The organism is Clostridium sp. TF11-13AC (assembly GCF_003481065.1).
GTDB classification, from domain to species: Bacteria; Bacillota; Clostridia; order Lachnospirales; family Lachnospiraceae; genus Otoolea; species Otoolea fessa.
On record NZ_QUKJ01000003.1, the window covers coordinates 430304 to 456481 of the forward strand.

Genomic DNA, 26178 nt, shown 5'->3' on the forward strand with positions numbered 1-26178 from the left:
CGGCGTACCCGCAGTGCTTCTGGGGCGCTGACAGAACCTATCAAACCTCGTCCACAATTCCCGTTATTTCGTCGTTTTCTCCGTCTTCCTCTGGGTCAATCTCAAATTCACCCGTTAGTTTCTGTTTATTCAATTCAAATTGCTTTTCAGCCAGCGTCAAGCGTCTGTCCTCCAACTCATAGGCTTTGATACTGTCCAGCTGCTTAATGATACGCCCATGCAGCTTGTTTAGTTCGGCTTCCACTTTCATTGCCCTGTCGAATGGGCTTGACTTGATAATGGATTTCATAGCCGTTTTGTATATCTCCTTGCCGCCCTCTGGGTCTGCTGCCTGCGTCTGCTCCATGCCGCAGTCTTCTTCCTCCCGGCGTTCCTCCATACTCTTTGGTACAATCATGTGTACTATCTTATCAGTGTAGAAGCCCTCGGCGTCTGCTGCTTCATACTGTTGCAGTAGGCTTTCCAGATAGGCTTTGCGTACATACAACGCCTGCAATTCATTCATCATTTGTGATAGTGCAGACGGCGTGCCCATGTTCTTTATTGCTTCTGCCTGCTCCGGGTCTATATCCTCATAGCCCGCCTGTGCAAAGGCACCATGCGTCACGGCGTTTTTATTCCCCTTTTTTGCTGGGGTTTTTCCTGCTGCATTTTTATTTCCCTTTTGCCCCCCTCTTTTTCTGGGCTTCTTTTTTAACGCTTCTTCCCAGCTGTCTTCTGACTTCCATTTCCTTATACGGCTTTCCGGCACACCTGCCAGCTTCGCCAGTTCTGCTGTTCCAATCTTGCCGTCTGCGTCCAGATAGCGTTGTAGTGACTTGTCCCGTTCTGGGTTGCGTGGTCTTCCCATGTCCTCACCTCTTTTCGTTTGTTTTCATTCTTCCGAACCCTCCCGGTTTACGGAAGTATAAAAAATTATGGGCTTTGTAATTTCAAAAAATCGTCAAAGCCCACTATTGCCAACGTGCAAATATAACGGCGTAAAGCCTGCTTTACTGATATAAATTATATCAGCAAATCGCAGGCAATGGCGGGCAATGATTGCTTTATGCAACCTTATGAAATTGTGAAATAATCTGGTTCTTTCCGAACCTCTGTGAAAGCGTTTCAAGGGCATTATCTCTAATGTTCTTGCACTGCCGTTCACTGTATGCGTTCCGTTCCGCTACTCGCTCCCATTTGAGGTTGTGAATGTAAAAATCAAAAATAATGCGCTTTTCTTTCAGTTTCAACCTTGAAATCTCCTGTAACATCTGCGCTTTGAGGTTCTGCAACTGCTGCACCTTTTCTTCATACTCTCTTATTTCTCCGCTGACATAATCTGGAATGTTCAACGCCATATTTTCTGTTTGTCGTGATATATTATTTTTTCCCTTTGGAAGACCGTCGCACTGTATAGCGCCAATGGGGTTGTAGTATTGGTCCGTTAAATCAGTTATGATTTTTCTGTAAATGCTCACCTCCCCGTCTATGTCCTTGTAGTATTCCAACAATTCAATCACCTTGCTTTTTTCCATTGCCTGCGCCATTTGCTATTCCTCCATTTCTTGCCTTTCTGCCAGTCTTTCCCGGCTGTCAATCATGCACGTCAGTTTCGGTTTCCTCTGCTGCCTGCTGCCGTTCCTCATACCCCATGCATTTCATGTATCTTTCCGGCTTTCCGCAGCGTTCATAATATTTGCAGTCAACGCACACGTTTTCTTTCATTTGTGTTTCCTCCGTGATATGTACCCGGCACATTCTGGCTGCCCTCTCAATAGCTGCATAGAACACGCCCCGCCGCACTCATAAGCCTTTGAAATATGCTTTGCGCATTTTACGTTTGCACACTGATTGCGGCAGAACACGGGCATTTCGTCCGTGTCAACCATTATTACTGGTCTTTCCATTCGCTGTACCTCCGTTTCTCCTTACGAACTGGAAACACCACGCTTCATCACGCATGGTCTTTATTACTCCGTCTTCGTCAATGTATACTGCGTCAATGAATTTCGGCTGTGGCGGGGTCCCGTCCTCTGCGGGTCCCCTGTCAAAATCAAGTATAATTTGCAGTACGTTGTATACTCTTTCATGGACTATCATTTTATAGTCCGTCATGTTTATTGGCACGTCCTCACCTCCTATTCATCAAATGCCGTGACATTGAAACCGATAATGCAGTAATCATCATCAAGCCCCGTCCAGTCTGCCCAGATATAAACAATCTCAACGTCAATCTTGCGTCCTGTCGCTTTTCCGTCCGTGAACTCTCCCAGTTCCAGTTCCTCACCGATTTTGAAGCCGTCTTTTTTCAGCAAAAGGAACGTCAGCTTGCCTGCGGTGATTTCAGCGTACTTCTGCGGCGTCAATCTAATGTCCCTCTGCTTCTGCTGACCGTCAGACGGTAACTGCTGCATTTTTTCTTCCTGTTGCTTCTCACGCAGCTTCTTTCTGGTTTCCCGGTCAATAGCTGCCTGTTCCTCGTTGTATCGTTCTTCGTCCGTCTTCTGGGCTTCTCTGCGGTTCTTGTAAGCATTGCAGCTTGTCACGGTTGCTGTCTTGTCGTGGCAATCCTCATAATGTGTGCATCTGTAACACAATGACGTTATCTGCTCCGGCTGCGGGTCCACATATTCTGGCTGCTGCCCGGCGGCTTCCTCTGCTCCCTCTGTTCCCTCTGCTCCCGTTTCCGTTTCTTTCTCCGGCTTCTGGTCTTCTTCGCCCTCTGCGGTCGTTGTTTCCTCTCCCACTGCCTGCTGCTGGTCTTCAAACTGGCTCATGTCCATTTGCCCCGGTATCTGCTGCGCCGCTTCATAGTTCTTCTTTAACTGCTTAATATCTGCTATTGTCAGCACCTCATTTTCCCGGAACATTTCTGCCGCCTGCTGCTGATAGTCTGCCGGAAGCCCGGACGCTTCATAAATTACAGATACAACAATTCTGTTTGCCTTAAACTCTGCCATTAACTCTGGAATGAGGTTGTTATATATTGCCTTATATCTTCCAATCTGTGCAGGTGACGTTTCTATGATTTCAGCCAGCAAATCACGGGTTCTACCCGGAAGACTCATGCTTTCTTTCAATTCCAGCACCAGTTTTTCTGTTTCCAATGCTTCTGTCATGCGTTCCCAGTCTGTCTTTTCACGGAAGCGGTTTGCCATAATCAGTGCCAGTCTGTCCAGAATAGCGTTTTTCTTTGGCTTGATTAAGATTGGAACACGTCTGAAACGCTCTTTTCCCTCGTCCACCAGCTGCATGACCGCAAGGCGTCTTCTGTGTCCTGCGATAATGCGGCGCTTGCCGTCTTCTTCTTCATCAGTGACCAGCAGCGGTTGTAATACTCCCAGAAGTTCTATGGACTGTTTCAAGTCCTGCACATCTTCCACGCTGTAAAAATTGCCTTTGGACGGTATAAGGTCGTAAATATCAGCGGTACTGCTCACGCCGTCTTCCGGCGTGGCAATCTCTGCTGTTTTCTCCTCCTTGTTTTCCTGCACTGCTGCTTCTCTGGAACGCTCATTTAATAATCTTGTCAGATTGAATTTCGGTGTTGTTCCTGCCATGCTTTTTCCCTCCTAACGTGTCCGAATTGGTCACATCTTCAACCACTCGTCCACCAATGCTTTATAGTCTGCTGCTGCTCCGCAACGTGGTGAATACAGAATGATTGGCAATCTCTCAAACGTGCTGGGCTTCATTTTCGGTGTCTTTCTGATATGCGTATTGAAAACCGGGTATTCAAGTGTTTTCAGAAATTCTTCCCCCTGTGTGTCCGCTTCATTGGTTCTGTCGTACTGGGTGACAAAGCAACCGCAAAAGCGCAACTGCGGGTTCAAATCTTCACGGGTGTTGTCAATCTGTTCTTTCAGCTCTGCCAACCCGTCAATCGCAAAATCATCAATAGTGATAGGCACCATGACGTCTTGTGAAGCCACCAGCGCATTGATTGTGGAAATGTTAATGTCCGGGGCGTTGTCAATAATGCAGTAGTCATATTCCTGCTGTAACCCGTCAAGAAACTTCACAAAGCGGGTCTGCTGCGGTCTGGACTGGTCCAGCATGACTTCCAAATTGGCTGTCAGCAGGTTCATGTTTGCTGTGATAATGTCCAAGCCGTCATAATCGGTGTGCTGGATAACTGCTGCCGGGTCAATGCCACGCTGGGTCATAACCTCTGCGGTTCCCTTATGGTCGTAACTGTGGCGGTTCAAAATCTTGCTGGCGTTCCCCTGCTTGTCGTTGTCGATTAACAGGACTTTGCAGCCGTGTACTGCTGCCAGAATGTGTGCCATATTAACGCTGGAAATGGTCTTTGCCACTCCACCTTTTAAGTTAATGATTGATAATGTTTTCATGGGGTATTCCTCCTTGTATCTGGTATGTTTATAGGTTCTTTTCCCAGTAATGCACGGGACGGGACTTGAACCCGCACCCGGCAGCTTCGGGGGCTGCTGCGCTATCCATTGCGCCACCCGTGCTTTTTAAATCTCAAAATTATTTGTTGCTAATGCAAGGTTCAGCAACGCTTCTTCCTGTCCGCATATATTGTAATACTCACTTATCAAGTTCATAGCGGTGTATACATAGCCTTTCTTTGTCAGTTCCTCTACCAACTTTTCAATGCAACACCAGCGGTTCCCGTCGCCTTTCTCTGCGCACATTTCCTGCAACTCTTTGAAAATTTCTCTTTTTCTTTCTCCCAGCTTTGTGATTTCTCTATTCCAGTTTGTGTATGCTTCTTTTAACTGCTTCTTTGTCATTGCTTATACCTCCGTTTTCTATGTTGTGTTGTTGTTCCTTTGACTGTCTTTATTATATACTTACGGAAGTATAAAAGCAATCGACATTTTACACAATCTTACGGAAGTATATTTGTGCATTTTGTATACTTCCGTAAGTATTTATTTTTATCTGCCACGGCGGTTCAGTTCGTCTGCCGTTTCTCTTACCGGGACTTTCACGTTTAATACTTCATATCTGCCGGACCCGTTCAATTCATATCTGAATACTGTTTTGCCGCTTTTCAGATAATGCGTTGTTGAAATGTCCGTGACCGTGTGTATTGATACCGTACCCGCCACAACTACTTCCATGCCCGCTGGCAGATAATATGCCGTTCTCACTCCTGCTGCGGTCTTTCCTGCTCCGATTGCTACCGTGTCCCCAATCTCTAACGGGCACACCGCTTTAAATACTTCCGTTTCCATTCTCTTTTCCCTCCTGCTCATATTTCCTGCGGTTCTCCTGCTTTACAATCCAACCAACTTCCCTAACAACCACAAACACCAGATACAGCACGCCAAGTCCTACGCATACCGCAATGAATGTCAGAAGTGCTTTTGCTGTTTCAATCAAGAACGCTGCCATTTTCTTTGCCCTCCCTCATTCTCTGTTTTGCCCTCTCAATGACTGGGCGTAACTGGTTGACCTGTTTCAATGTCTTTGTCAGTCTGTTTCCCTGCTGCTGTTCTGCCTGCTGCCGCTCTATCTGTCGGCGTCTTATCAACTCTTTGCCGCTGTAATGCTTCTTACCCTTTGCCATGCCTTATTCCTCCGTAGCTAACACGTTTAAGATTTTCTCAACTGCTTTGTCCCAGAAGACATTTGCAAAATCTTCTACCGTGCATACTTCGTCACCGTCCCAGTCGCACACGCTGGCGTCGTCACACTGGCACAACTCGCAGCCGTTTTCCCTCAACGCTTCGTTTGCAATTTCTGTTACCGTTTCTTGTGTCCCGGCATAATCGCAGCCACGGTCTAAGAACTCCCGCAGACTCTCTATTGTTTTCTTTGAAATCTTCGCCATTGTCATTTCCTCCGTCAAAAGAATTTTCTGTGATACCTGCTGCCCTTGCTGGCTCTCTGCTTGCGGCGCTGTCGCTGTTTTCTCCGTTTCTGGTGCTGTGCGTCCTCTGCCGCCGCCACCTGCTTTTTAACTGCTTCATGGTCTATGTTGTCCACTTCCTCTTGCAGGACTTCCAGCACCTCAACTTCACTGTCTTTGAAAGTGAATGTCATACCGGGGTCGTATTCCTCGTTTTTCCAGTCGCTCTGGAACTTCTCAAAATCTCCCTTATATCGGTTGTATGGGTGGTACTGCTCCGCTTCATAAATTCCCAGCATAACTTTTTCGTCGTCTTTATCGTCCCAGCTATAAAGGTGCCAGCTTTCGTGGTTGTCCCAGTTCCACTTTGACAGATACAACACCAGCCCGTCAAAATAGTTACCCTCACGCACCATGCTTTTCATCTGATTGCAGGTGAAGCCCTGCCCCTTTAATTCCTGTTTGATTTTCTCATACTCTCTGCCTCCAGTATGTAACCTTGCTTTTACGATTAACGGCAAATACTGGGGTAATTTGATTTTATCGTCTTTTTTCACCTTTGTTTTTCCTTTCCAGCCTGTCTGCTATCCGCAGTATGCTTTCCATTGACGTTCTAATGTTCGTGTCTGTGGCTTCCGTGATTTTCAGCACTGCTGCCACGTCCCGCAACTCCTGTGCCATTTCCTCTGTTTCCCCGGTCACAATGTCATATTTCTTCTGGCAGGCGGTGCAGACCTGCGAACCCTCCGGGATAATCTCGTTACATATCACGCAGCGTTCAACGTCTGTCATTCTTCCCAGCTTTCATACTTCTTGACACGCCTTGTCAAGTTCTGCACCTGCTCAACAAGGTTTGCTACCTCATGCGGTGAAAGTCCCGTCTGCTCATAATCATACAGTTTCTTTGCTGCTTGATTGACGGTAACGTGCGGCTTCAATACGGCTTTCTGTCCGTTCTGGCTATATTCTGTCAGCGTCGTTCTTTTCTGCCGCTTCTGTGGCTTCTGGGGCTGTCTGAACGCCCCTGCACGCTTCATGGTGCTGTAATACGGCACCGTCTGTTTCAATGTCTTATCCATGTAGCCCATTACCATTCCACCTTTCTTCCTGTCTGCTCCATAACTCCCAGATAACCCGCTATGGTGTCCATTGCGTCTTCCGCAGTCCAGCAGACCGCCGTTTCATATCCCTGCTGCCGCAGCTGGTCAAGCCACCAGTCCTGCTTGTCCGTGGTTTTATTCTTCTGCCACTTCATTTCCACATACAGCCCGTGTTTGCCGTTTCTGGGTACTGGCAAGCATAAGTCCGGCACCCCGGCTTTCACGCCCTGCCGTTTGAGGTTGGCGGCTTCCAGCTGGTTTCTGCTGCCGCCGTTTGGGATATGGTGCAGCAGTGCCAGTTCCGGGAAGTCCTTTGCGTAGAACGTCGCCCAGTTCATAACTCTTTCCTGCTCTGTGGCTTCGCTGCGCTTTCTGTAATATGCTCTACTCATGTTTTTCTTTCCTTTCGTCAAGGTGTGTTGCTTCCATATCCGCAATGTGCAGCATGACTGCAAGCCTGCTGCCCGCAAAAGCGTTGTTCATATCGCAGCTACCACCTTTTGTTGCATAATCAAAAGCGCCCATGTGCCAGCGTATAGCCAGCATTTCTTCTTCGCTCAACTGCATAAAGCGCATAATCTGTATAACCGATTTTTCACCGTGTCCCAGCGGTAAATTGTTTGTGTACGTCCAGTACACCTTTTTCACCACTGTTTTGTATGGGCAGTTAAGGTCCTCTTTTTTAATTTTATATGCGTCTGCCTTGCAAACATCATGCAGAAGCGCCACAACTGCGATTGTGTCCACCGTATATTCTGGATATGTTCTGCCCAGCCTTTTGTCTTCTTCGGCTGCCAGCTTCACCAATCTGCGGTATACATTGTTTGTATGCTCCACCAGACCGCCTGCGTATGCTCCGTGATACTTCGTGCTTGCTGGTGCTGTGAAAAACCCTACTTCTTCCAACCACGCAAGCAGCTTATCTGCTCCCGGTCTGTTTATGTACGCAAAGTAGTTCTTGAACCTCTCAACCTCTGCCATTCTCTGTTCTTCGTTCATTGTCTTTACCTCCTGCGGCTTTTTTCTTCGCTTTCTTGTTTCTGACACCCGGCGTCACCTCCCGTCTGTTCTGGTGTGTCCGTTTCGGTCACGTCGTCAATATCAAAACACTGGTCCCACAATTCTTGCAGGCTTGTTTTCTGTTTCCATGTGAACCCCAGCTTTGCTTCTGCGTCTACCCATTTCCGCATTGCTTCCGGGTGCCGCTTCATGTTCTCCATGACCTGTTCATTTTTCGCAAATATGCACATCATGCAGCTGCAACGGTCAATGTATTCATAACACGGGTGCGGGTCTAGCCCCAAACGTTTTCCAAACTCAAACATCTTGCCTTTTTCGTAGTCCAGCACCGGGCGCAGCCAATGACATTCAAACTTGCCCTTGCGCTCTGTTTTCAACGTCGTGCTGTGATACTCACATTCTGGTAGCTTTGCACGCCCTCTGCTTTCGTCCCGGCGTTCCCCGGATATGAACAAACACTTTTCGCCCAGTATGTCCCGGTGTGTCCTTATCCAGTGGTCAGTCACCGCCGTTTTCAGATACGCCGTACACCAGCGGTTCTTGCTGTCCGGGAACTTCAACCGCTCATTCAAAAGCAGATACAGAAAGTCTTTCGGCGCTTTCAGCAATATTGGTTTCAGTCCCAGAACCTTTGCAGTATTGAAAAACAATGCTTCATTCACGCTGTATTCTGCGCCAGTGTCGCAGTACAGCAGGAATATTTTTTCTGGCGCAAAATTCTGTGTTGCCCAGTAAATAGCGCCCGTGCTGTCAATCCCTGTGCTGTATGAAACGATAACGGAAGTATACCCGCACTGCTTTTCTGGCGGCACCAGTATTTTTGTTCTTGCCATGCCCTATACCTCCATTGCCACTTCTTCAAGTTTCTGCTTCATGGTTTCATACTGTATCTGCAAATCCTTTATGTTCTCGTGCGTGCCGCACCCTGCGCAATCCTCTGTGTGAGTATGTGGACAAATTGTGCATAACTCCATTTCGTCTTGCAGGTTGTTTGCTATCACACCCAGTGCAAACGCAAGCCCCCAGCACTGTTTCAAGTCAATTTCTGTTATATCCACCGTGCCGCCTGCTGCCCGGCTCACTTCTTCGTCTGTTATGCCGTAACGCTTCTTTAAGGTGTCATACATCAGCTGCGCTGTTGCCTGTTCCCCGCCCACGCCAAGTTCCGCAAGGGCTTTTATCTTTATCAGCTTTGCAATGATTTTCTTTCTGTCTTCACTCAATCTTCTTCCACCTCCGGTTCTCCAATCAGTGCCCGTGGCGGTCTTCTCTTGTCAAGCACCTGTGAATACCACGCAGCCTTTTTCAACATTCGCTTTTCTTCGTCGGTTCTCTCCGGCGCAGGTCCGTTGTTCTCTTTGTAGCAACGGGCGGTCTTGTCCGGGTAAAGGTTGTTGCCGCTTCTGAAAGCTACCATGAACGCTTCCAGTTCCCGCTTCAATTCCGCTTTGTAGAAATTGAAAAGCAATGTGATTTCCGCTGCTTCAATCTCTGTGCAATCGCAGCCACGCTTCTTCCTGCGGCTGTATTTGCCCGTGTAAATGTGATATGTCGTGCCGCCCGTGACCTTGTAGAAAATCTGGGTCAGCAGTTCTTCTTCCAGTTCCGTTGCATATCCGAACCAGTGAAGCGTTACTGCGTCCAGCATGATTTCTTCGTCTTCCAGTTCGTATCTGGCTTTTAAGTCCTCATACATACGCATTGCGGTTTCTTTCTCGCCGCCTACTCCACGTTCTGCCAATGCTTTAATTTTCTTTAGCTTTGCAGCTATCTTTTCCCGTTGTATCTGGTCCATGTTCTCTACCTCACATACTGCCACGACTGCGGCGCACGCTTCATTCCCAGTTCTTCCAGCGCCACTGCCTGTGGATATTCCTTGACGGCTGTTATCTCCCAGCCATACACCTTGTTTCTACTGCCCGCCGCATAATTGTGAATGTCATGTGCTGGCACCCGGCTTTTCTTTTCTGCTTCTTCAAAGTTCTTGATTTCCAGAACTTCCGGGCAGACAAATTCACCGACTACGCCCACGCCGCCTGTGACATACACCAGCACCCGGAACGGCGCTTTGCATTGCGGCTTTGACTTCCGCAGTTCCAGAACCTTTTCACCTGCTGCCATTTTCTGCCACCATTTCTGGTGCAGTGATAGGACAACAACTGCCATTTCCTGCAATTCTGGCATCTGCCATGCTTTCTTTTCGTTCTCCATGCCTTATTCCTCCAAAATCACCCGGATAAATAACAGCTGTTGCAGCTGCCCTATGTCATATTGTCCTAGCTGTTCAACTGGTATCTGCTCCGGCAGTTCCCGTATGTTTGCCCAGTCCCACATCTTTTCTGTGCGCTTGTACGTTTCCATACCCAGCCCAAAGCGTTTCACCCGGCGCAATGGGTTTATTGTCCCGTGTGCAAAGTTTGCCGCATAGCCACGGTATATCACCTGCCCGGCAGCGTTGATGATAATCAGACGGTCACTGGTCGTCATTTTCTCTATCAATTCACCTAACTGCACTTTTTATCCTCCTTTCTGCCCTTTTTGGGCTTCTTTTTCCACATTTTCAAGTAAATATGCCACCCGGTTTGTTCATAAAACACGGGTTCGCATGAAACAATGTCATAATCACTGTAAATCTTTTTAAATTCTTCCAGCCCGCCGTCTGGTGACTTCGCCAGCTGCTCTACCTTGCGTTTGCTGTACTTGAAATCATTGCACTTTTCCGTTGGGTCTGACAGATTGCGGCTATACTTCCAGTGGTTCTGGTCACGCTGCTGCTTTTCCCCTCCGTCCTCTCTGGTTGTTTCCGGGCGGTCAAGGTTCCTGCTGCTTGAATAGCGTTTCTTTCCCTGCGGGTCTTTCACAATATACTTGCAAAGCCCCTCTATGCCGTTCTCATTCATTTGCAGGCGGTCTGCATTAACCCAGCCCAGCTGCTTTATACTGGCTCTATACTCTGGGTCGTCTGTCTTCTTCCAGTTGATACGGTCTTTCGTCCACATCAATTCCACGTCGTCACGGTCTAAACCACCGTTCATAATAATATGGTGATGTATTCTTTTAAGACACTGACCATCCTTGCTGTACTTGTATTCTGTTACCAGTATGTATTTAAGGGGTTCTAACCCCAGCTTCTTTCTGCGGTATGCTATTCTCCGCAGGTAGTTTGTCACAATGTTTTCTGCTTCCTCTACCGTTCCCGGCAGGTTCTCTGCGCTATATGTGCAACTTGTATGCAGGTCCCCTATGTGGAAGTTGCCATTTCCCAACTGTACCAGATAGCGTTTAGCGTTCTTGTCGTTCAAGTCCTTTTGCTTTGGGGCATTAACCTTTCTTTTCTTACCCCTCTTTCCTCTGCTTGCCTGCTCTGCTGCTTCTGTTCGTGGTATTATATCCACTTCTCTATACTCTGCGCAGTCTATCTTCTTCTCCCTTATGAACACCACTGCACTTCCTTTTCTGTCCTATACCGTTTTAAGCGTATAAGGGTATACCAGAAGTGGGGTGGGGTTCTTCTTCTCCCTCTTATCCCTCCTGTTCATTATCCATACAGCGTATATATATTTATATATTTCGTAGGAATGTTAATACCCCATACAAGCCCGTTTAACAGGTTTGAAACCCGCTATTTTCAAAGGCTTTCGCCCTCTAAAATGTTTGACTTGTAGCCGCCAATATGGTATAATAAACATGTATTGAATTATTACATATTGACTTTTGAAAAGCCTTTGATTTTGTGTTTCCGGCACATCTTCAAAGGCTTTTTGCTTGCCCTTTTTCATGGGTCAAATATCAGAACGTCTGTTCTTTATGCGTGCGCTGTCGCACCCGCTTTCAGTAATTCAGTTACCAGTTCCCAGTCTTCCAAGAACAAAGCGGAACGCAAGGACACATCGCTGAGGACGAAAGAACGGGCGTGGTCCAAGCTCAGCGCACCAGCGCCACCGTTGGAAGTGCCGTAGAAACTCGAACCCCGGAAAGGCACGCTTTCTTCAAGTTCGCTGTCTGCCCAAAGTCCAGCTGTTTCATGCTTCCAGTCATGCGGTACAATTCCCAGCTTGTACGCAATTTCCGGCACTTCGTCCAGTTCTTCCAGCTGCAAGTCTGCCATGTGGCAGCCCTCCCAGTTTTCTTCGATTTCTTCCGCAACGGACATTACCACATCACCAGCACTGTTGCCGTACAGCTTTAACGGTCTGCCGTTCACCTCTGCAACGGTCCAGTCTGGCTTCTCTGTGTAGCCCTCAACTGCTGCGTCGTTGTTCGGCGTGTATTCCACAACGCCTTTGTGCAGACGCAAGCCCGTGACCCATTCCCAGAAATTACCGCAAAGACCAAACACGCCGTCTGCTGTTCCGTCATGGGACCATGTGAGGGGGTCGCACCCGGTCAGCGTGCGTCCGGCGCTGTCGTATCTCACGCCGCTTTCCTGCTCATTCTTTGAGTTGCTGCCGTAGTTTGTATTACCGCCGATTGTGTGCCCCAGTTCCTCTGCTTCATGCAGTAGATAGACAAACTCTGTATTTGTCATAAGGTGCCAGCCCTTGCCTTTTCTTCCGCAGGCTGCCGCCGCTTCATCATAACTGATAGTGTGTTTTGGCTGCTGGTAAGGTAAGGACGCCGGGACGCCCTTAATCATGGTGTTGGTGAACTGCGACACCAGAACCGCAGGAACAATCTTGTTTCTGATTTTGAACAGTTCCGGCACGTCCTCCGGCTCATAGGTCCCCGGCTCCATATAAAACATGGTCATGTAGTTTGGCAGTCCTGCACTGTCCATGACAATGACTGCTTTTTTCTTCACAAATTCTTTCATTTTGTGGCTTTCCTCCTTGTATCTGGTATGATTTTTATTTGAACAGCCTTGCTGCTATTCACTGCTATTGACTTTTGAAAAACCTTTGTTTCTTCTGCTGCCCGGCGCTCACGCTGACTGCTTTTCTTTCTTCTCCGGCTCTGGCTGTGTCACTGTCACGGTGACTTTCACGCCCTCCCGCTGGGATATAATCAGCGCCAGCGTTTCAAAAAAGCGCTGGGCATTGAATGTTCCTTGTACTTCCATTCCTGCGCCCTCCTTTATACGGACTGCGGCGCAATTTTCTGTGCCATGCCCTTTGCAAATCTTATGCCCTGCATGAACACCAGAAAGTCTTTCTTTTCCTGCGGTTCAAGTTCCCCCAGAAAAGCCATGACCTCTGTTGCTTCCTGCTGGTTTTCAGTTGCAATCATGGTTTCCATGTTTTTAACTTCTGTCATGGTCTGTTCCTCCTTTCATGCTGTGTGGTTTCGCAAGCGGTAAACGCTTCTGTTGTAGCGGTTACTGCTTGTTTAACTATATATTATAGCGGTTACTGCTATTTGTCAACCCTTTTTCCGTTTTTAATATTGACTTTTTTAGCGGTTACTGCTATTCTTTAAACATAAAAGAAAGGCGGTGAAGTCAAATGACTATCAATGAACGTGTGAAGCATTTTAGAAAAGATGTTTTGCACATCAGCCAGACTGAATTTGCAGTAAGTCTGGGAATGAAGCAAACTGGCGTCAGCTACATGGAACGGGACGGCTCAACCGTCACTGACCAGACAATCAAGGCAATCTGTCTTCTTTATAATGTGAATGAAGAATGGTTGCGCACTGGTTCTGGTGAAATGTATATACAGCCGGACACATTCAGCCTTGACGACTTCGTGAAGTCTAAAGGTGCCACGGGTCTTGAATTGGAAATCATAAAGACGTACTTTGAACTTGACCCAGAAATTAGAAGAACTGCCGTGGAATTTTTCAAACGCAGGCTTGTCGCTGCTGTTACTGCGGACCCTGCATTGTTAGTTCCAGACAATCCAGAAGATTTAGAAGCCCAGTGCCCGCCCGTTGACACTGGCAGTGTTTCCGGGACAGACGCCGGGTGATAACGCACCCAGCGTCCCCCGCTATTTACAAATTATAAGTTGCGTTGCTCCATTGAAATCTAAATTATAATAAATAGTGTTTATGCTGCTGTAATAGATTGCGTACACTCTGCAATCATACCAGTGTATATATTTTTTTATCATGTGTGACCACCTTTCCAGCGTGGCAAGGCTGGGCGCACTCACTATTATAATTTCTATGTTTTTGTGGATATTCGCAAGAAAGGTGGTTTTATATGGGTTTACGTTTCAGAAAAAGCGTGAAAATTGCCCCCGGCGTCCGTCTTAACATCAGCAAGAAAAGCGTTGGTATAAGTGCAGGCGTCAAGGGGTATCGTAAAAGTATAAACAGCAGCGGCAGGGTCACAACCAGCATAGGGGTTCCCGGCACTGGTGTTTCTTACGTTAAGACCGAGAATTTGAAAAGCAAAAAGAAAAAGACAGTCAGCAGCCGTGTTTCTTCCACTGCTGCCGCCGCCAGTTCCTCTGCTTCCTCTCCTGCTGCCGCTCCTGCTCCTGCTAAAGTTCAGAAAGCAGCTGCGCAGCCAAAAGAGAAGCCGCCAAAGACCACGGCAGTTTTGCAGGAAAGACCAGACGCCAGCTTTGTTGTGTTCGGCGTCGTTGCTCTGGCTGGTGCCGTGTTCCTCTTTGCTTCTTCTCATGTTATTTTTTCAGTTGTTGCCGCCCTGTTCGGTATCTTCTGTCTGTATAGCTTTATACACATAAAGCGACACCCGGAAGACCCACGATACATCACGGAAGAACAGCTGACACGCTGGGGGCAGCTGGTACACTCCGACGCAAAGACCGTTTCCCAGCTGCAAAAAGCGTCCGTTCCTGTTCTGGTGGATTTAAAGAAGCGTGCTGCGTGGCATTATGAGCAGGTTTCTTCCGTTGGCTTCGGTCCAGACGTTTCATACTACGGTCAAGCCTTGATTGACGTACAAAATCAGATTGTTGCTTTATCTGAATTTGTCATGCTGCAAGGTGATAACCCTAAACAGGATTTAGAAAACTATTCTTCTTTTGTAAGTCATAAAATAACAGCCTTTGCAGACGACATTCTGAAAGACTAGTAAAACAAAATGCCCCGGTCGTGCTGGGAACACTTCCGGGGCGTGCAAAGATATGTCATACCAGATACAACAATACCGTCTGCAATTTTGATTATATCACCAGCAGGCGGGAAATGAAAGGAAATGCAGGTGATACAATAGTGAAAAAGATTGATTTAAGCCCGGAACTTGTCCGGGTTGCTTTATATATAAGGGTTTCCGGGGAAGAACAGAAAATAAAAGGTCTGTCACTGGAAGCCCAGCAAGAACGACTGGAAGCATACGCAAGGGAACGTGGCTGGGTCATTGTTGGAATTTACATTGACGCTGCCAAGACCGCCAGAAAGAACATTCATAAAAGAACCGACTTTCAACGCATGATGGACAGTGTGAAGCGTGATGAAGTGGATATTCTGCTTTTCTGCCGCCTTGACCGCTGGTTTCGTTCCGTGGCAGATTATTATAAAATCATGGAAGTTCTGGAAGCGCACAACTGCGACTGGAAAACCACTGATGAAGAATATGACACCACAACCGCAAACGGGCGTCTGTATATTAACGTGAAGCTGTCCATTGCCCAGAATGAAGCGGACATTGACGGGGAACGAATAGACGTTGTATTTGACAGTAAGATTGCCCACGGCACCGTTGTTTCCGGCTCTGCTCCCTTTGGCTTCCGTGTTAATGAGGAAAAGCGGCTGGAAGTTGTGCCAGAAGACGCAGCCATTGTGCAAGACGCTTTCAACTACTTTGAAACTTCGATTTCCCAGCGTGCTACTGTCCGCTATATCCGGGAAACCTACGGCGTGAACTGGTGTGACGCCACTTTCCGGCGTATGCTGAAAGAAAAGCTGTATACTGGGGTGTATGACCGGGGCGGCAGGTTCAATGACCATTTCTGCCCGGCAATCATCAGCAAGCAGCAGTTTGACCGTGTGCAAGCGCTTCTGGAACGCAACGCACGTTCTGTTCCGTCTGGCAAGGTATATATTTTCACTTCCATTCTGACTTGCGCTGAATGTGGGCATAAACTGGTCGGGTACAAGTCAAGTGATTATTATTATTACCGCTGCAACCAGCATTTCCAGCGTGGGCGCTGCTCTCATAATCATTCAGCCCGTGAAGACGTCGTGGAAAAGTGGCTGTTTGAACATCTGGCAGAGGAACTGGAACGCTGCCAGCTGGAATGGGAAGTTGCCGCAGCCAAAAAGAAAGCGTCCGTTGCCCGCACTGATAAAGCAGCACTGAAACGGAAGCTGACCAAGTTAAAAGAATTATATGTGAATGACTTAATAGACATTGAGGACTACAAAAGGGACTATCAAATATATACTGCTGCACTTAAACAGATACCGGAACCCAGCATTGAACCGCCGCCAGACTTCGCAGCCGTCCGCAGGCTCCTTGATAATGATTTCAAAACAATTTATGAGAATTTGACCCGTGAAGAAAAACGCACGCTTTGGCGTTCTGTCATTAAAGAAATTAGAATTGATAATGACCAGAATATCACGGGTGTTGTTTTTGGGTAGTGTTGTACTAATGTGACACTACCCGTCGGCTCATCTGCAAATATAATTTCCGGACGATTCACCAGTGCTCTTGCAATTGCTACTCTCTGCTGCTGTCCTCCGGATAACTGATTTGGCAGATTATAAATCCGGTTTTCAATCCCCAAAGTTGCAATAATATCATTTACATACGCTTCATCCACTTTTCTTCCATCCAGCCCCAGTGGCAGTACAATATTTTCCCATACATTAACAGACGAAACCAGATTAAATGCCTGAAAAACAAATCCGATTTTTCTTCTGCGGAAAACAGCAAGAGCATCTTCTTTCATCCTGTATAAATCTTTCCCTGCTAAAGTAACACTGCCTTTTGTCGGGGTATCAAGCCCTCCAAGCATATGAAGTAATGTACTTTTACCGGAACCTGACTTTCCAACAATTGCGACAAATTCTCCCTGCTCAATCTGAATGTCCACCTGATTGACCGCTTTGACCTGATTCTCACCTGCACCATAAAACTTACAAAGCTGCCTGGTTTCTAATATCACACTCATGTGTTGCCTCCTTTTCATCCTACATCCAAATTGTATCAGGGCAATCTTTCATTTCACTTTCAAAAAACGAGCAGAAGTCTTACAGAATTGTAAGATTTCTGCTCACTTAAAATTTAACCAACATATGGTAATTGAATCACAAACATGCTTCCTTTTTTCTTTTTGCCGGAGGTTACCGTAATCGTACCTGCGTGTTTTTCGATAATTTCTCTCGATAGAAAAAGTCCGATTCCTGTACCACTCTTTTCCATGACCTCCCGGGAACTTCCTCTGTAAAATCGTTGAAAAATTTTGTGATACTCATTCTGCGGAATACCAATTCCCTGATCCTCAATTTCCATTCTTACAAAATCGTTTCTTTTTTGTAACCGGATAAATATTTTTGAACCACCCGGACTGTACTTGATCGCATTATCCAGAACGTTGATAAAAGCTTCACCAAGCCACCTTTTATCCTGCATAATCGTGCATGTTTCCATCTCTTTTTCATATTCAAAAACAAATTCAATTTCTTTCTCATCCGCTTTGGGATAAATACGGTTCACAGCAGATATGACAGTATCCATAAGCGGAAGTTTTTTCTTATTAATCTGAATCAATCCGGTTTCCATCTTGGATATTTCAAGAAGCGATTGCAATAATGTCTCCAGTCCATCCAGAGCACTCCGACAACGGATACGAAACTCCTCCTGTTCTGTGGCACTTAAGTCATTCTGCATCAGCACACTAAAACATGTATCCAAAGCTGCAACCGGTGTCTTTAACTGATGAGAGATATCAGAAACCATTTCTTTCGTGCTCTCTTTTTCTGCCCGTGCTTCTTCCTTTAGCAACTGAATATGATGTCCGATTGCTTCAAGCTGATCATTCAATTTTTCCAGTTCTGCATGATTTTCCGTTTTCAGTAAATCATCAAATTTATTTTCACGGAATCTGATCAGAATTTCTTCCAACTGGTCTAATATTTTCTGATGACACGCATCTTCTGTCTTCTTCCAATAAAATAAAATAATCAAAAGAAGCACGCATATCACAGTGCTTACAGCACCGGTCACCATAACCTGATGCCGGAATTGCGAATAAAATGCATTCCCTTTATTCCCCCAGTATCCATATTGCTCCAATAATCGCCTTCCCTGTTCGTTGGTTTCAATATCCTTATCCTTAAGCAATTCCGAAACAGCATCCAGCCCGGAAAATTCTTCCTTTGCAACAATGTCTGTCATAAGATTCATTTTATATTTATAATCTTCATAAAACACATACGTGGTAAAGCCATTTAATATTGCAAACAATACTATGACAGGTAATACCAAGGAGAGCACTACTGTAATCTTCTTGCGATATCTCTTTGTCACTGCCTTACCTCCTGATTCCATATATACCCAAGACCTCTGATATTCTTTATATAGACCGGTGCAGCCGGATTGTCTTCGATTTTCTCACGGAGTCTTCTGATATTGACAGCGATTGTATTTTCATCCACAAAATCCCCTTCCAGATCAAACACATTTTCCAATATTTGTGTTTTTGAAAGAATCTGTTTCGGATTCTGAAGAAAAAAAGTCAGCATTTTCAACTCCGTTTTTGTCAGACTGATTTCACGACTCTTTATCAGGACTTTCATTTCTCCTGCGATAAATACGATATCTCCCGAAATCATCTTTCCGGCTTCCGTTTTCTCCTGTCTGCGGCGGAAATGTGCTTCTATTTTCAAAAGAAGTACCGAAAGACTAAACGGCTTTGTAATATAATCATCTGCCCCTGCTTCATATCCCATGACCTGATCCATCTCCTGATCTAGTGCTGTAAGACAAATAATGTATGTATTATAATTGCATCTCATCCACCTTACAAATTCCAGTCCATTCCCATCCGGAAGATTCACATCACAAATGGTAACATCCACATTATTATCACTTGCAATTCTTTTCGCTTTTTTCACTGATTCTGCTGAAAAAACATCATATCCGGATTTTTTCAGTGAAAATGTAATTCCACGATTTAAATTTTCATCATCTTCAACCACGAGTATACCTGGCATAGCATATGCACCTCTCTTTATTAACTATATATATCAGCTGGGAGATGACTCCCACCTCTATAGGTGGTGAGAAACAAGCTTGTATCAGTGGGGGAGTCAATCCCCCAGCTGATATAGCCTCCGGCAGGATTGCAGAGGTGCGCAGTAGAAGTATGTCATGCAATTGCATGACGCGCACCTCGCAGCAAGAATGCCGAGGCATTCTTGAATTAATATCAGAGTACTGCTTCTTCAATTCTCTCATCGTTTGTATCTCCAAAAGATAAAACAATAGTCTTGCATTACACTGTCAAAAAGTCTCTCAATTTGTGCGGTACTCCATACAAATTCTCTTTGAATTGACGGGAGAACATATTTATTAGCACAAATATCCTTCACGACTTCTGCTATCGTTAATGGTGACTCATATGCCATTGATTATGCCTCCTCCTTTTTTACATATGTGAGCTGAATATCATAACCGAGAGCATCCAGCATCTCTACAAAAGTTTTATTAATAACGCCATCGCCCTTTTTGATGATACGATTTACATATTGTCCTGTTGAACCAATCATCTCTCCCAGCTGTGCCTGTGTTTTTCCAGCTTCTATACACTTGATTTTTACATCTACTTCTATATTATTTTTCAGCATTCGTATCACCTCATCTGAAATTTGTAAAATAACACTAATCGGATAATATTATAACACATCTTTGCTTTCACTTCAATCTACTCATCTCGAAATTTGCACTTTGTACACATAGCAAAAACACCCAGGACATATATCCTGAGTGTCGTATCTGCTTCATACCTTATTCTGCTTTCATTTCGGTGCCGTCTTTGAATACCACCGTCACATCTTCCTTGCTCTTTACTACAATTTTCTCCACTAGACTGCTCCAAAGGGCATCGTCAAATTCTGTGATAACGCTTTCCTGGTCTTTCAGGACTGTGATGAATCTGCCCATCTGTTCATACCTTGCTTCATTGTCAGAAATTGCGGTGCTGACTTCATCGTATTGCGCTTTCAGTCTGTCATAGCGTTCCACCAAGGCATTGTAGCGTTTATTGTAATCATCCTGGTCTTGTGCCACTCGTGCGTTCTCTGCTACCGCATTCTGCGTAAGTTCTACCGTCACAGCGATTTCTTCCTGCAGGGCATCACGCTTGGCTTCCAGTTCAGAATTATCGCAAAGCATCTTTTTTACTGCTGTAATTGCTCCGGAAATTTTAAGAACAATCGTCATCATCGTATTGACGCTTTGGCCATCAACGGTAGACATAGAGTCTTTCGTGATACCCATTGTTACCTGTACCTGGGACATCGAACTTTCAAAATCCACTGCCGTTTTAAGAGAAGCAGCTCCCATACCAGTAACTGCTGCAGTCACCGGTAGGAGCTTCTGACCGGCACTCGAAATATTATCTCCTGTAGTCTTAAGCTTCTCACCAGTAGCTACAATCTTCTGAACGGCTGTAGCTGACTGATTTGCCTGTGTTTCTAATTTCTTTAAATCCTGTTCTGTCTCAATGATTTCTCTTTGAAATGCGTCATACTGTTCCTGAGAAATATCGCCATTTGCAAGAGCTGTGTTTGCCTGCTCTGCTCCTTCCATAAAAATTGGCATAAAAAAAGCGCAGATTTCTCCAGGCATGAAAAAAGCACCAACCATTTCTGATTAATGCTTTCAAATTATTTTGTTTTTGTAAATCTGTTTAATTGCGTATTCACATCTCGTCCACCGTACATAACACGGATAATCGTAACCACTTGTGTATCATCATCCGGAATATATAGAACAAGATAATTGTCTACTGGCGCTACACGTAGCCCTCGGCTTTTCCATGGTTCCAATTCATATTGTCGATATCTCTTCGGCATATGATCAAGATCCATAATACATGCTTCAAGCCTATCAAACTGACCACTTGCATTTTCTGGTGCCTGCAGTTCAAAAGCAATGTATTCGAAGATTCCACGAAGGTCTATCTCCGCCTGATCTGAAATCACGATATCATAAATCATAAATTGTAATCCTTGCGGATATCAGCAAAAACAGATTTTGCTGCTCTAGTATGACCAGCCTGCATATCCGCATATCCTTTCTCTAGTTCTGCATTCATCTGTGCTTCTGATAATGCACTAACGTCTACAGGACGAGCGGATGGCATTTTCACTTCAAAAGGAAGTCCTCTTTGAAGAATAATTTGTTTGTAAAACATATTTATTGCATTGGATGCAGGAATTCCTAATGCTGCTAAGATTCCTTCTGCCTGTTCTTTTACATCAGGCTCAATGCGTGCGTATAAATTTGCTGATTTTGTTGCCATAATAAACACCCCTTTCGAATTTTTTCTAACTCTATTATATTCGTTTGTGCGGACAAAAGCAATACAAAATCAGTATTTTACAAATTGTTACAAATTGTTCATACTCCAAAATCTACCAGTTCATTAAAATTTGTCAAAGTCCTCCTGAGTCGCCACTTCCATATATCCTTTATAATCATCGTTGCTGTTTTCAGCATACATATCATTCACGAGGCCAATGGTAAGCAAATCCAGGTCTCGGATACTAATCCCCATCTGTACGCAACGAAGCAAAAATAAAGGTGTTGTCATCGGGCGATCTGTTGGACGAAGTTTTTTTAGCACTTACATCCGTCTGAACGTTTAACCCCCAGAGCTCAATGAGCTGTGGAAGAACCTGATAGATTGAGAACGTATTAAATCCATCCAACCATTCTTCTGGCGTATGCTCTGTCTTTTTATTCCTACAAATCTTCGTGCAGTTTTACATCGCTATTATCTGCCATGCATTGTTTTAAGGCAACAATCATTTTTTCCGCATCCAGCGGCTTTGCAAGATGAACATTCATTCCAGCCAGCCGGCTGTTGATAATGTCTTCTGCAAAGGCATTTGCAGACATTGCAATGATCGGAACCCTCCTGGCATCCCTTCTTTTCATTTCCCTGATTGTCCTTGCCGCATCCAGACCATTCATCCTCGGCATCATAACATCCATATAAATTACCCCAAAATAATCCGGTACAGATTTCTCGAAGATTTCAACTGCTTCCTGCCCGTCTACTGCACATGTAACTTCCATACCGCTGTCTTCCAGTATACATCTGGAAATTTCCATGTTCAACTCATTGTCTTCCACAACCAATGCCCGCATGCCTTCTACCGAATAATCATCAAGGCTTACTGGCTTATCTGATAAATTACTGTTTTTATCCTGTGTGCCAATTTTGAACGGAATTTTTACAATAACTGTTGTCCCGACACCTGCTTTGCTCTTCAGTTCAATACTTCCATCCATTCTGTCCACGAGTTGCTTCGTAATTGCAAGCCCCAGTCCGGTGCCTTCATACCTGGATCTGCTTGTCTTGCTTTCCTGAGAGAACATATCAAAAGCATGTGCAATAAAATCTTCACTCATACCCACACCTTGGTCTTTACAGTAGAAAGTGAAAATTGCTCTGCCATCATCCAGAGTTTCTTCCTCAACCCAGACCGTAATCACACTACCCTCCTGACTGAATTTTATGGCATTGTCCATAATATTCGACAGAATCCTTCCAAGATATACCGGGTTTCCAACCAGAGCGCTGTGACTGTATGTACCATTTTTCCAGTCAATCTCATACCGGATGCCTTTCTTGGCAGCCCGCTCATCATAAATCTGGTTCAATTCCCGTAGTACCATTGTCAGATCAAACAAAAGCTGCTGATCCTTCAAATCTCCGCTCTGTAGTTTATTCATATCCAGCACATCATTTACCAGAGACACCAGATATTTCAGGGATTCCATTACCTTTTCTCTGATCTTCTGCTGTATCTGTGAATCATCTGCGTACTGATTTTCCATATTTACCATACCGATAATACCGTTCAGTGGTGTACGTATATCATGACTCATAGTTGCCAGAAACCTTGTTTTCATTTCGGCTTCCCGCTTTGCTGCTTCCGCAGCACGGTTATAAAAACCAAAACTGCCATGGACTGCGGTTGCTTCGAAAATATATATTTAGTTTCTGTCATAACAAAACCCTCTCTATGTTTCCTAGCTGCTTTTCCCATACATCCAGGAAGACAATTACAGCCAGTTTTCCAGAACATCATTCAGCTTATTCATATCCAGCGGTTTCGCGATATGTCCATTCATGCCTGTATTTTTGGCCAGCTGTACATCTTCTGCAAAAGCATTGGCAGTCATGGCAACAATAGGCAGTTTTCCCTTTTCACCCGGAAGGCTCCTGATTGCTGCAGTTGCCTCATAACCATTCATGACAGGCATTTGGATATCCATAAAAACAAGATCATACAATCCTTCCGGAGAAGCTTCCACTTTTTCAACTGCGATTTTCCCATTTTCTGCTGTTTCCACTTCTGCCCCTGTCATCTGCAAAATTTCAACACCAATTTCTCTGTTCAACTCATTATCCTCAACCAGCAGAATCCTTTTTCCTGTATAATCTGCTTCGGACAGTTTCTCCAGATAATTTCTCGCTGTATTTTCTTTTCTGCCTGAAGTAAACTGCCGCAGTGTAGCCGTCAGTCGGGAACGGAACAGCGGTTTTGCAATAAAAGCATCTACACCTACAGCCTTTGCTTTTTCTTCAATTTCGCTGAATTCATAGGATGTCAATACAATGATGGTGATCTCTTTTCCTATCCGTTTCCGGATCTGTCTGGCAGTTTCTATACCATCCATCTCCGGCATCTTCCAGTCCAGGATAACAGCAAAATAATCATTTTTTAGCTCATGACGTGCATAACAACGTTCAACAGCTTCCTTGCCAGAAAGAACCCATTCACCTGTAATATCGATTTCTTTCAGTGTGGCAACTGTACTTTCACAGCATGTCTTATCATCATCCACTACCAGAACCGGCAGATTCATCAGATTTTTGTCCTGTTCTTTTTCTTTTTCCTGAAGCTCCAGATAAATTGTTACTGTGATTTTAGTTCCCTTGTGCAAGGTACTGTCCACTTTAATAGTGCCATTCATCAGGTTCACAATATTTCTGCTGATTGCCATTCCAAGACCGGTTCCCTGAACTCTGGTTGTCCGGTGGTCATCTGCACGGCTGAACGGATCAAACATGATTTTCTGGAATTCCGGTGACATACCGATTCCATTATCCTCAATCGTAAATTTATAGCATCCAAGTTCTGAAAATCCATTGGGTTTTTCCTCTATCGAAAAAGTAATATTTCCACCATCCGGTGTATACTTGATCGCATTACTCATCAGATTCACAAATACCTGCTGAATCCTCAAGCTGTCACCACAGACAGCCTCATGTTCAATATGATTGATGTGTATATCAAAATTATGTTTATGTTCATCAAGCACCGGTTTCGTAAGTGTAATAAGATTATCTACCAGCTCTGACAGATTGAAATCTTCCTGTGCTAGTGTCATTTTTCCACTTTCAATACGTGCCATATCCAATACTTCATTGATCAGCCCCAGCAGATGGCGGCTTGATTCTGTGATCTTGCCGAGGCATTCAATGACTCTGTCCTTGCTCTCAACATTTGCTCCTGCGATTGCCGTCAGACCCACAATCGCATTCATTGGTGTCCGGATATCATGGGACATATTGGAAAGGAATTCCGTTTTCGCACGATTTGCATTTTCTGCGGACCGGTAAGCCTCTTTCAGTGCCTGACGGGATTCAATCTCTGCTTTCTTCTCCTGTGTCACATCCATGGATGTCAGCAATACTTTTTCCAGCTTTCCATTCTTCCATTCCAAGGGAATATAAGAAGCGATTTTATAAGTCTTTTCATCCAGGCTGCAATACTCAAACTTATAAATATCATTTTCACTTTTCAGTTTCTTCCGAATATTATCCGGGGCTATCAGGATATCTATAGCTTCTAATGGTTCCAGTGTCTTATATTTTTCAAGAACCTGCATCTGAAAATCATGATAAAATCCCAGAGGTTTATATATCATCTGTCCATTCAGATTGTAGAATTCATATCTGTCATTTTCCAGATCACAGACAACAAAGCGGTCAACCAGACGCACAATACTCTGAATCAACTGCTCCATGGAAGCATTATCCGTTGCCATCTGCAGATGCCGTGCGCTCTCTACCTTTGCCTCTGTGATATCACGCAGAAAAATCATGGCATATTCTGAATCCTCTATTTCGCCACGTATGACCACATTGCGGACCCATCGTTCTTCTCCATTCAGATTGATACGGCACTCTAAAGCCAATTCGGTTTCCAGACCCTTCAGCCTTTCTGCAATATAACCACGGTCGTAAAAAGAGGATACCGCCTTCTTATCTGTCTCCACAACATAGGAATCCACAAAATGCCGAATCAATTCATCCCACGTATAACTCTGTTCAAAGACGGTCATCAGAGACGGTTCAACCTTAAAGGTATCAAAAGTATTCGCTTCCAGATTCACATAATACTCGCACAGATCTGCTTTCGTAAAAGCCCGGTGGAAAGCAGCAGATTTTTGTGCCTGCATGATTTCTTTTTTCTCCCCATCAATGTTAATAAAAATCCCGGCAATCCTGCTGGCAGAACCATCCAGACGGCGTATTACTTCTGCCGATGTCCGAAACCACTGGTATTGATTATCCTTCATTCTCATACGATACTCTACCTGGTATTTTATCTGGTTCGTCTTATCCTTAATTGCCGCCTGAAGCTGCACCATTACTCTTTCTTTATCCTGTGGATGCAGAAGATCTGACCAGGATTCCAGTTTATTCGGAAAGTCCAGAGTGTCATGATAGCCGAGTATTTTTCGGAATTCATGGCTCCAGTTTGCATTCACAATCTCACTGTTTTCATCACAGTCAAAATACCAGAAGCCGGAATAGATAGCTTCATTGAGCAATGCCAAATTTACATGATCCCAGTTGACCTGTACGGACATTACCCAGATCTGTCTGCCCGCCTCATCTGTCGCGTCCTCTTTACAAAGCCGTACATTATTCACTGTACCGTTTGCTGCAAGGATTTGTGCTTCCCCTGTTCCGTGAAGCTGCAAAAAACGGTCTCGCTCCAGTATATCTTCCGCGTCATAAAAGAAGTTTCTCAATGAACCTTTTGTCTGTTCCATGAAAGTATCGAATGTATATCCTGTACTATGCAACAGCAGATTATCCACAGACAAAATAGACAGGTTTTGGTCATAAGATCCTGTCATTATACCTA

Annotated in this window: 38 protein-coding genes, 1 tRNA gene and 1 pseudogene; 3 read left to right on the forward strand and 37 right to left on the reverse strand. The window is 45.0% G+C overall.

Annotated elements, in window-relative coordinates; translation table 11 throughout:
* Nucleotides 1–40: 40 nt before the first annotated feature.
* The 26 genes from DXD12_RS09405 to DXD12_RS09520 form a co-directional block, all read right to left on the reverse strand.
* Nucleotides 41–850, reverse strand: coding sequence for a phage terminase small subunit-related protein (locus tag DXD12_RS09405; RefSeq protein ID WP_118638212.1), 810 nt, complete (start codon nt 848–850; stop codon nt 41–43).
* Nucleotides 851–1046: 196 nt separating this feature from the next.
* On the reverse strand, nt 1047–1529 hold the full coding sequence (locus DXD12_RS09410) for a sigma-70 family RNA polymerase sigma factor (protein WP_118638213.1): 483 nt from the start codon (nt 1527–1529) through the stop codon (nt 1047–1049).
* 46 nt (nt 1530–1575) lie between these two features.
* Nucleotides 1576–1707: a hypothetical protein gene (locus DXD12_RS15795; protein ID WP_270706880.1), complete on the reverse strand. Its 132-nt coding sequence runs from the start codon at nt 1705–1707 to the stop codon at nt 1576–1578.
* 156 nt (nt 1708–1863) lie between these two features.
* A complete protein-coding gene (locus DXD12_RS09415) occupies nt 1864–2109 on the reverse strand; it encodes a hypothetical protein (protein WP_243105373.1) in 246 nt (81 codons plus the stop codon).
* Nucleotides 2110–2120: 11 nt separating this feature from the next.
* Nucleotides 2121–3542, reverse strand: coding sequence for a ParB N-terminal domain-containing protein (locus DXD12_RS09420; protein WP_118638214.1), 1422 nt, complete (start codon nt 3540–3542; stop codon nt 2121–2123).
* A gap of 30 nt (nt 3543–3572) precedes the next feature.
* Nucleotides 3573–4334 (reverse strand): ParA family protein, encoded by a 762-nt coding sequence (locus DXD12_RS09425; protein WP_118638215.1) that lies wholly within the window; start codon nt 4332–4334, stop codon nt 3573–3575.
* 50 nt (nt 4335–4384) lie between these two features.
* Nucleotides 4385–4457, reverse strand: a tRNA-Arg gene (locus tag DXD12_RS09430).
* A gap of 3 nt (nt 4458–4460) precedes the next feature.
* Nucleotides 4461–4739: a hypothetical protein gene (locus DXD12_RS09435; protein ID WP_118638216.1), complete on the reverse strand. Its 279-nt coding sequence runs from the start codon at nt 4737–4739 to the stop codon at nt 4461–4463.
* A gap of 147 nt (nt 4740–4886) precedes the next feature.
* Entirely contained in the window at nt 4887–5186 is a 300-nt protein-coding gene (locus DXD12_RS09440) for a hypothetical protein (RefSeq protein ID WP_182457056.1), read from the reverse strand.
* The gene (locus DXD12_RS09445) at nt 5167–5346 is read right to left on the reverse strand and encodes a hypothetical protein (RefSeq protein WP_118638217.1); all 180 of its coding nucleotides are present in this window, start codon (nt 5344–5346) and stop codon (nt 5167–5169) included. The genes DXD12_RS09440 and DXD12_RS09445 overlap by 20 nt, the downstream gene beginning before the upstream one ends.
* Complete coding sequence (locus tag DXD12_RS09450) at nt 5327–5521, reverse strand: hypothetical protein (protein WP_118638218.1); 195 nt, start codon at nt 5519–5521, stop codon at nt 5327–5329. The genes DXD12_RS09445 and DXD12_RS09450 overlap by 20 nt, the downstream gene beginning before the upstream one ends.
* Before the next feature lie 3 nt (nt 5522–5524).
* Nucleotides 5525–5785 carry a hypothetical protein gene (locus tag DXD12_RS09455; RefSeq protein ID WP_118638219.1) on the reverse strand — a complete coding sequence of 87 codons (261 nt, stop codon included), beginning with the start codon at nt 5783–5785 and terminating at the stop codon, nt 5525–5527.
* Between the two features lie 14 nt (nt 5786–5799).
* Nucleotides 5800–6360 carry a hypothetical protein gene (locus DXD12_RS09460; protein WP_118638220.1) on the reverse strand — a complete coding sequence of 187 codons (561 nt, stop codon included), beginning with the start codon at nt 6358–6360 and terminating at the stop codon, nt 5800–5802.
* The gene (locus tag DXD12_RS09465) at nt 6344–6595 is read right to left on the reverse strand and encodes a hypothetical protein (protein ID WP_118638221.1); all 252 of its coding nucleotides are present in this window, start codon (nt 6593–6595) and stop codon (nt 6344–6346) included. Before DXD12_RS09465 ends, DXD12_RS09460 begins: the two co-directional genes overlap by 17 nt.
* Nucleotides 6592–6897, reverse strand: a complete 306-nt coding sequence (locus tag DXD12_RS09470) for a hypothetical protein (RefSeq protein ID WP_118638222.1) — start codon at nt 6895–6897, stop codon at nt 6592–6594. Before DXD12_RS09470 ends, DXD12_RS09465 begins: the two co-directional genes overlap by 4 nt.
* On the reverse strand, nt 6891–7295 hold the full coding sequence (locus tag DXD12_RS09475) for a VRR-NUC domain-containing protein (protein ID WP_118638223.1): 405 nt from the start codon (nt 7293–7295) through the stop codon (nt 6891–6893). The genes DXD12_RS09470 and DXD12_RS09475 overlap by 7 nt, the downstream gene beginning before the upstream one ends.
* Entirely contained in the window at nt 7288–7902 is a 615-nt protein-coding gene (locus tag DXD12_RS09480) for a hypothetical protein (RefSeq protein ID WP_118638224.1), read from the reverse strand. The genes DXD12_RS09475 and DXD12_RS09480 overlap by 8 nt, the downstream gene beginning before the upstream one ends.
* 5 nt (nt 7903–7907) lie before the next feature.
* Entirely contained in the window at nt 7908–8756 is an 849-nt protein-coding gene (locus DXD12_RS09485; RefSeq protein WP_118638225.1) for a phosphoadenosine phosphosulfate reductase family protein, read from the reverse strand.
* Nucleotides 8757–8759: 3 nt separating this feature from the next.
* A complete protein-coding gene (locus DXD12_RS09490) occupies nt 8760–9146 on the reverse strand; it encodes a hypothetical protein (RefSeq protein ID WP_118638226.1) in 387 nt (128 codons plus the stop codon).
* Entirely contained in the window at nt 9143–9718 is a 576-nt protein-coding gene (locus DXD12_RS09495) for a hypothetical protein (RefSeq protein ID WP_118638227.1), read from the reverse strand. Before DXD12_RS09495 ends, DXD12_RS09490 begins: the two co-directional genes overlap by 4 nt.
* 5 nt (nt 9719–9723) lie before the next feature.
* On the reverse strand, nt 9724–10134 hold the full coding sequence (locus DXD12_RS09500; RefSeq protein ID WP_118638228.1) for a hypothetical protein: 411 nt from the start codon (nt 10132–10134) through the stop codon (nt 9724–9726).
* 3 nt (nt 10135–10137) lie between these two features.
* Nucleotides 10138–10437: a hypothetical protein gene (locus tag DXD12_RS09505; RefSeq protein WP_118638229.1), complete on the reverse strand. Its 300-nt coding sequence runs from the start codon at nt 10435–10437 to the stop codon at nt 10138–10140.
* Complete coding sequence (locus tag DXD12_RS09510) at nt 10428–11363, reverse strand: hypothetical protein (RefSeq protein ID WP_118638230.1); 936 nt, start codon at nt 11361–11363, stop codon at nt 10428–10430. The genes DXD12_RS09505 and DXD12_RS09510 overlap by 10 nt, the downstream gene beginning before the upstream one ends.
* A 365-nt stretch (nt 11364–11728) precedes the next feature.
* Entirely contained in the window at nt 11729–12736 is a 1008-nt protein-coding gene (locus tag DXD12_RS09515; RefSeq protein WP_118638231.1) for a hypothetical protein, read from the reverse strand.
* A gap of 108 nt (nt 12737–12844) precedes the next feature.
* Entirely contained in the window at nt 12845–12982 is a 138-nt protein-coding gene (locus DXD12_RS15360; RefSeq protein WP_171905518.1) for a hypothetical protein, read from the reverse strand.
* 14 nt (nt 12983–12996) lie between these two features.
* Nucleotides 12997–13176 carry a hypothetical protein gene (locus DXD12_RS09520; protein ID WP_055285960.1) on the reverse strand — a complete coding sequence of 60 codons (180 nt, stop codon included), beginning with the start codon at nt 13174–13176 and terminating at the stop codon, nt 12997–12999.
* A gap of 188 nt (nt 13177–13364) precedes the next feature.
* On the opposite strand from DXD12_RS09520, the gene DXD12_RS09525 reads away from it, so the two are divergent.
* The 3 genes from DXD12_RS09525 to DXD12_RS09535 all read left to right on the forward strand — a co-directional run bounded on the left by DXD12_RS09525 (nt 13365) and on the right by DXD12_RS09535 (nt 16416).
* On the forward strand, nt 13365–13829 hold the full coding sequence (locus DXD12_RS09525; RefSeq protein WP_055285962.1) for a helix-turn-helix transcriptional regulator: 465 nt from the start codon (nt 13365–13367) through the stop codon (nt 13827–13829).
* Nucleotides 13830–14065: 236 nt separating this feature from the next.
* On the forward strand, nt 14066–14905 hold the full coding sequence (locus tag DXD12_RS09530) for a DUF4236 domain-containing protein (RefSeq protein ID WP_118638232.1): 840 nt from the start codon (nt 14066–14068) through the stop codon (nt 14903–14905).
* A gap of 113 nt (nt 14906–15018) precedes the next feature.
* A complete protein-coding gene (locus tag DXD12_RS09535) occupies nt 15019–16416 on the forward strand; it encodes a recombinase family protein (protein ID WP_243105374.1) in 1398 nt (465 codons plus the stop codon).
* Here DXD12_RS09535 and DXD12_RS09540 read toward each other — a convergent pair.
* The 11 genes and pseudogenes from DXD12_RS09540 to DXD12_RS09590 all read right to left on the reverse strand — a co-directional run bounded on the left by DXD12_RS09540 (nt 16311) and on the right by DXD12_RS09590 (nt 26083).
* Nucleotides 16311–16949, reverse strand: a complete 639-nt coding sequence (locus tag DXD12_RS09540; RefSeq protein ID WP_118638233.1) for an ABC transporter ATP-binding protein — start codon at nt 16947–16949, stop codon at nt 16311–16313. The genes DXD12_RS09535 and DXD12_RS09540 overlap by 106 nt on opposite strands.
* A 113-nt stretch (nt 16950–17062) precedes the next feature.
* Nucleotides 17063–18328, reverse strand: coding sequence for a HAMP domain-containing sensor histidine kinase (locus DXD12_RS09545; RefSeq protein ID WP_118638234.1), 1266 nt, complete (start codon nt 18326–18328; stop codon nt 17063–17065).
* On the reverse strand, nt 18304–18993 hold the full coding sequence (locus DXD12_RS09550; protein ID WP_118629397.1) for a response regulator transcription factor: 690 nt from the start codon (nt 18991–18993) through the stop codon (nt 18304–18306). The genes DXD12_RS09545 and DXD12_RS09550 overlap by 25 nt, the downstream gene beginning before the upstream one ends.
* A 240-nt stretch (nt 18994–19233) precedes the next feature.
* Nucleotides 19234–19407 (reverse strand): DUF262 domain-containing protein, encoded by a 174-nt coding sequence (locus DXD12_RS09555; RefSeq protein WP_227589609.1) that lies wholly within the window; start codon nt 19405–19407, stop codon nt 19234–19236.
* A gap of 3 nt (nt 19408–19410) precedes the next feature.
* The gene (locus tag DXD12_RS09560) at nt 19411–19626 is read right to left on the reverse strand and encodes a helix-turn-helix transcriptional regulator (protein WP_055166464.1); all 216 of its coding nucleotides are present in this window, start codon (nt 19624–19626) and stop codon (nt 19411–19413) included.
* A 160-nt stretch (nt 19627–19786) separates the two neighbouring features.
* On the reverse strand, nt 19787–20629 hold the full coding sequence (locus DXD12_RS15850) for a hypothetical protein (RefSeq protein ID WP_347561379.1): 843 nt from the start codon (nt 20627–20629) through the stop codon (nt 19787–19789).
* Between the two features lie 38 nt (nt 20630–20667).
* Entirely contained in the window at nt 20668–21000 is a 333-nt protein-coding gene (locus DXD12_RS09570; protein WP_118638235.1) for a type II toxin-antitoxin system RelE/ParE family toxin, read from the reverse strand.
* Entirely contained in the window at nt 20997–21305 is a 309-nt protein-coding gene (locus DXD12_RS09575; protein WP_118523261.1) for a type II toxin-antitoxin system RelB/DinJ family antitoxin, read from the reverse strand. The genes DXD12_RS09570 and DXD12_RS09575 overlap by 4 nt, the downstream gene beginning before the upstream one ends.
* A gap of 244 nt (nt 21306–21549) precedes the next feature.
* A pseudogene (locus tag DXD12_RS15675) lies at nt 21550–21729 on the reverse strand (hypothetical protein); the annotation flags it as partial.
* Nucleotides 21730–21748: 19 nt separating this feature from the next.
* A complete protein-coding gene (locus DXD12_RS09585; protein WP_118638236.1) occupies nt 21749–22924 on the reverse strand; it encodes an ATP-binding protein in 1176 nt (391 codons plus the stop codon).
* 153 nt (nt 22925–23077) lie between these two features.
* Nucleotides 23078–26083: a response regulator gene (locus DXD12_RS09590; RefSeq protein WP_347561380.1), complete on the reverse strand. Its 3006-nt coding sequence runs from the start codon at nt 26081–26083 to the stop codon at nt 23078–23080.
* Nucleotides 26084–26178: the final 95 nt, after the last annotated feature.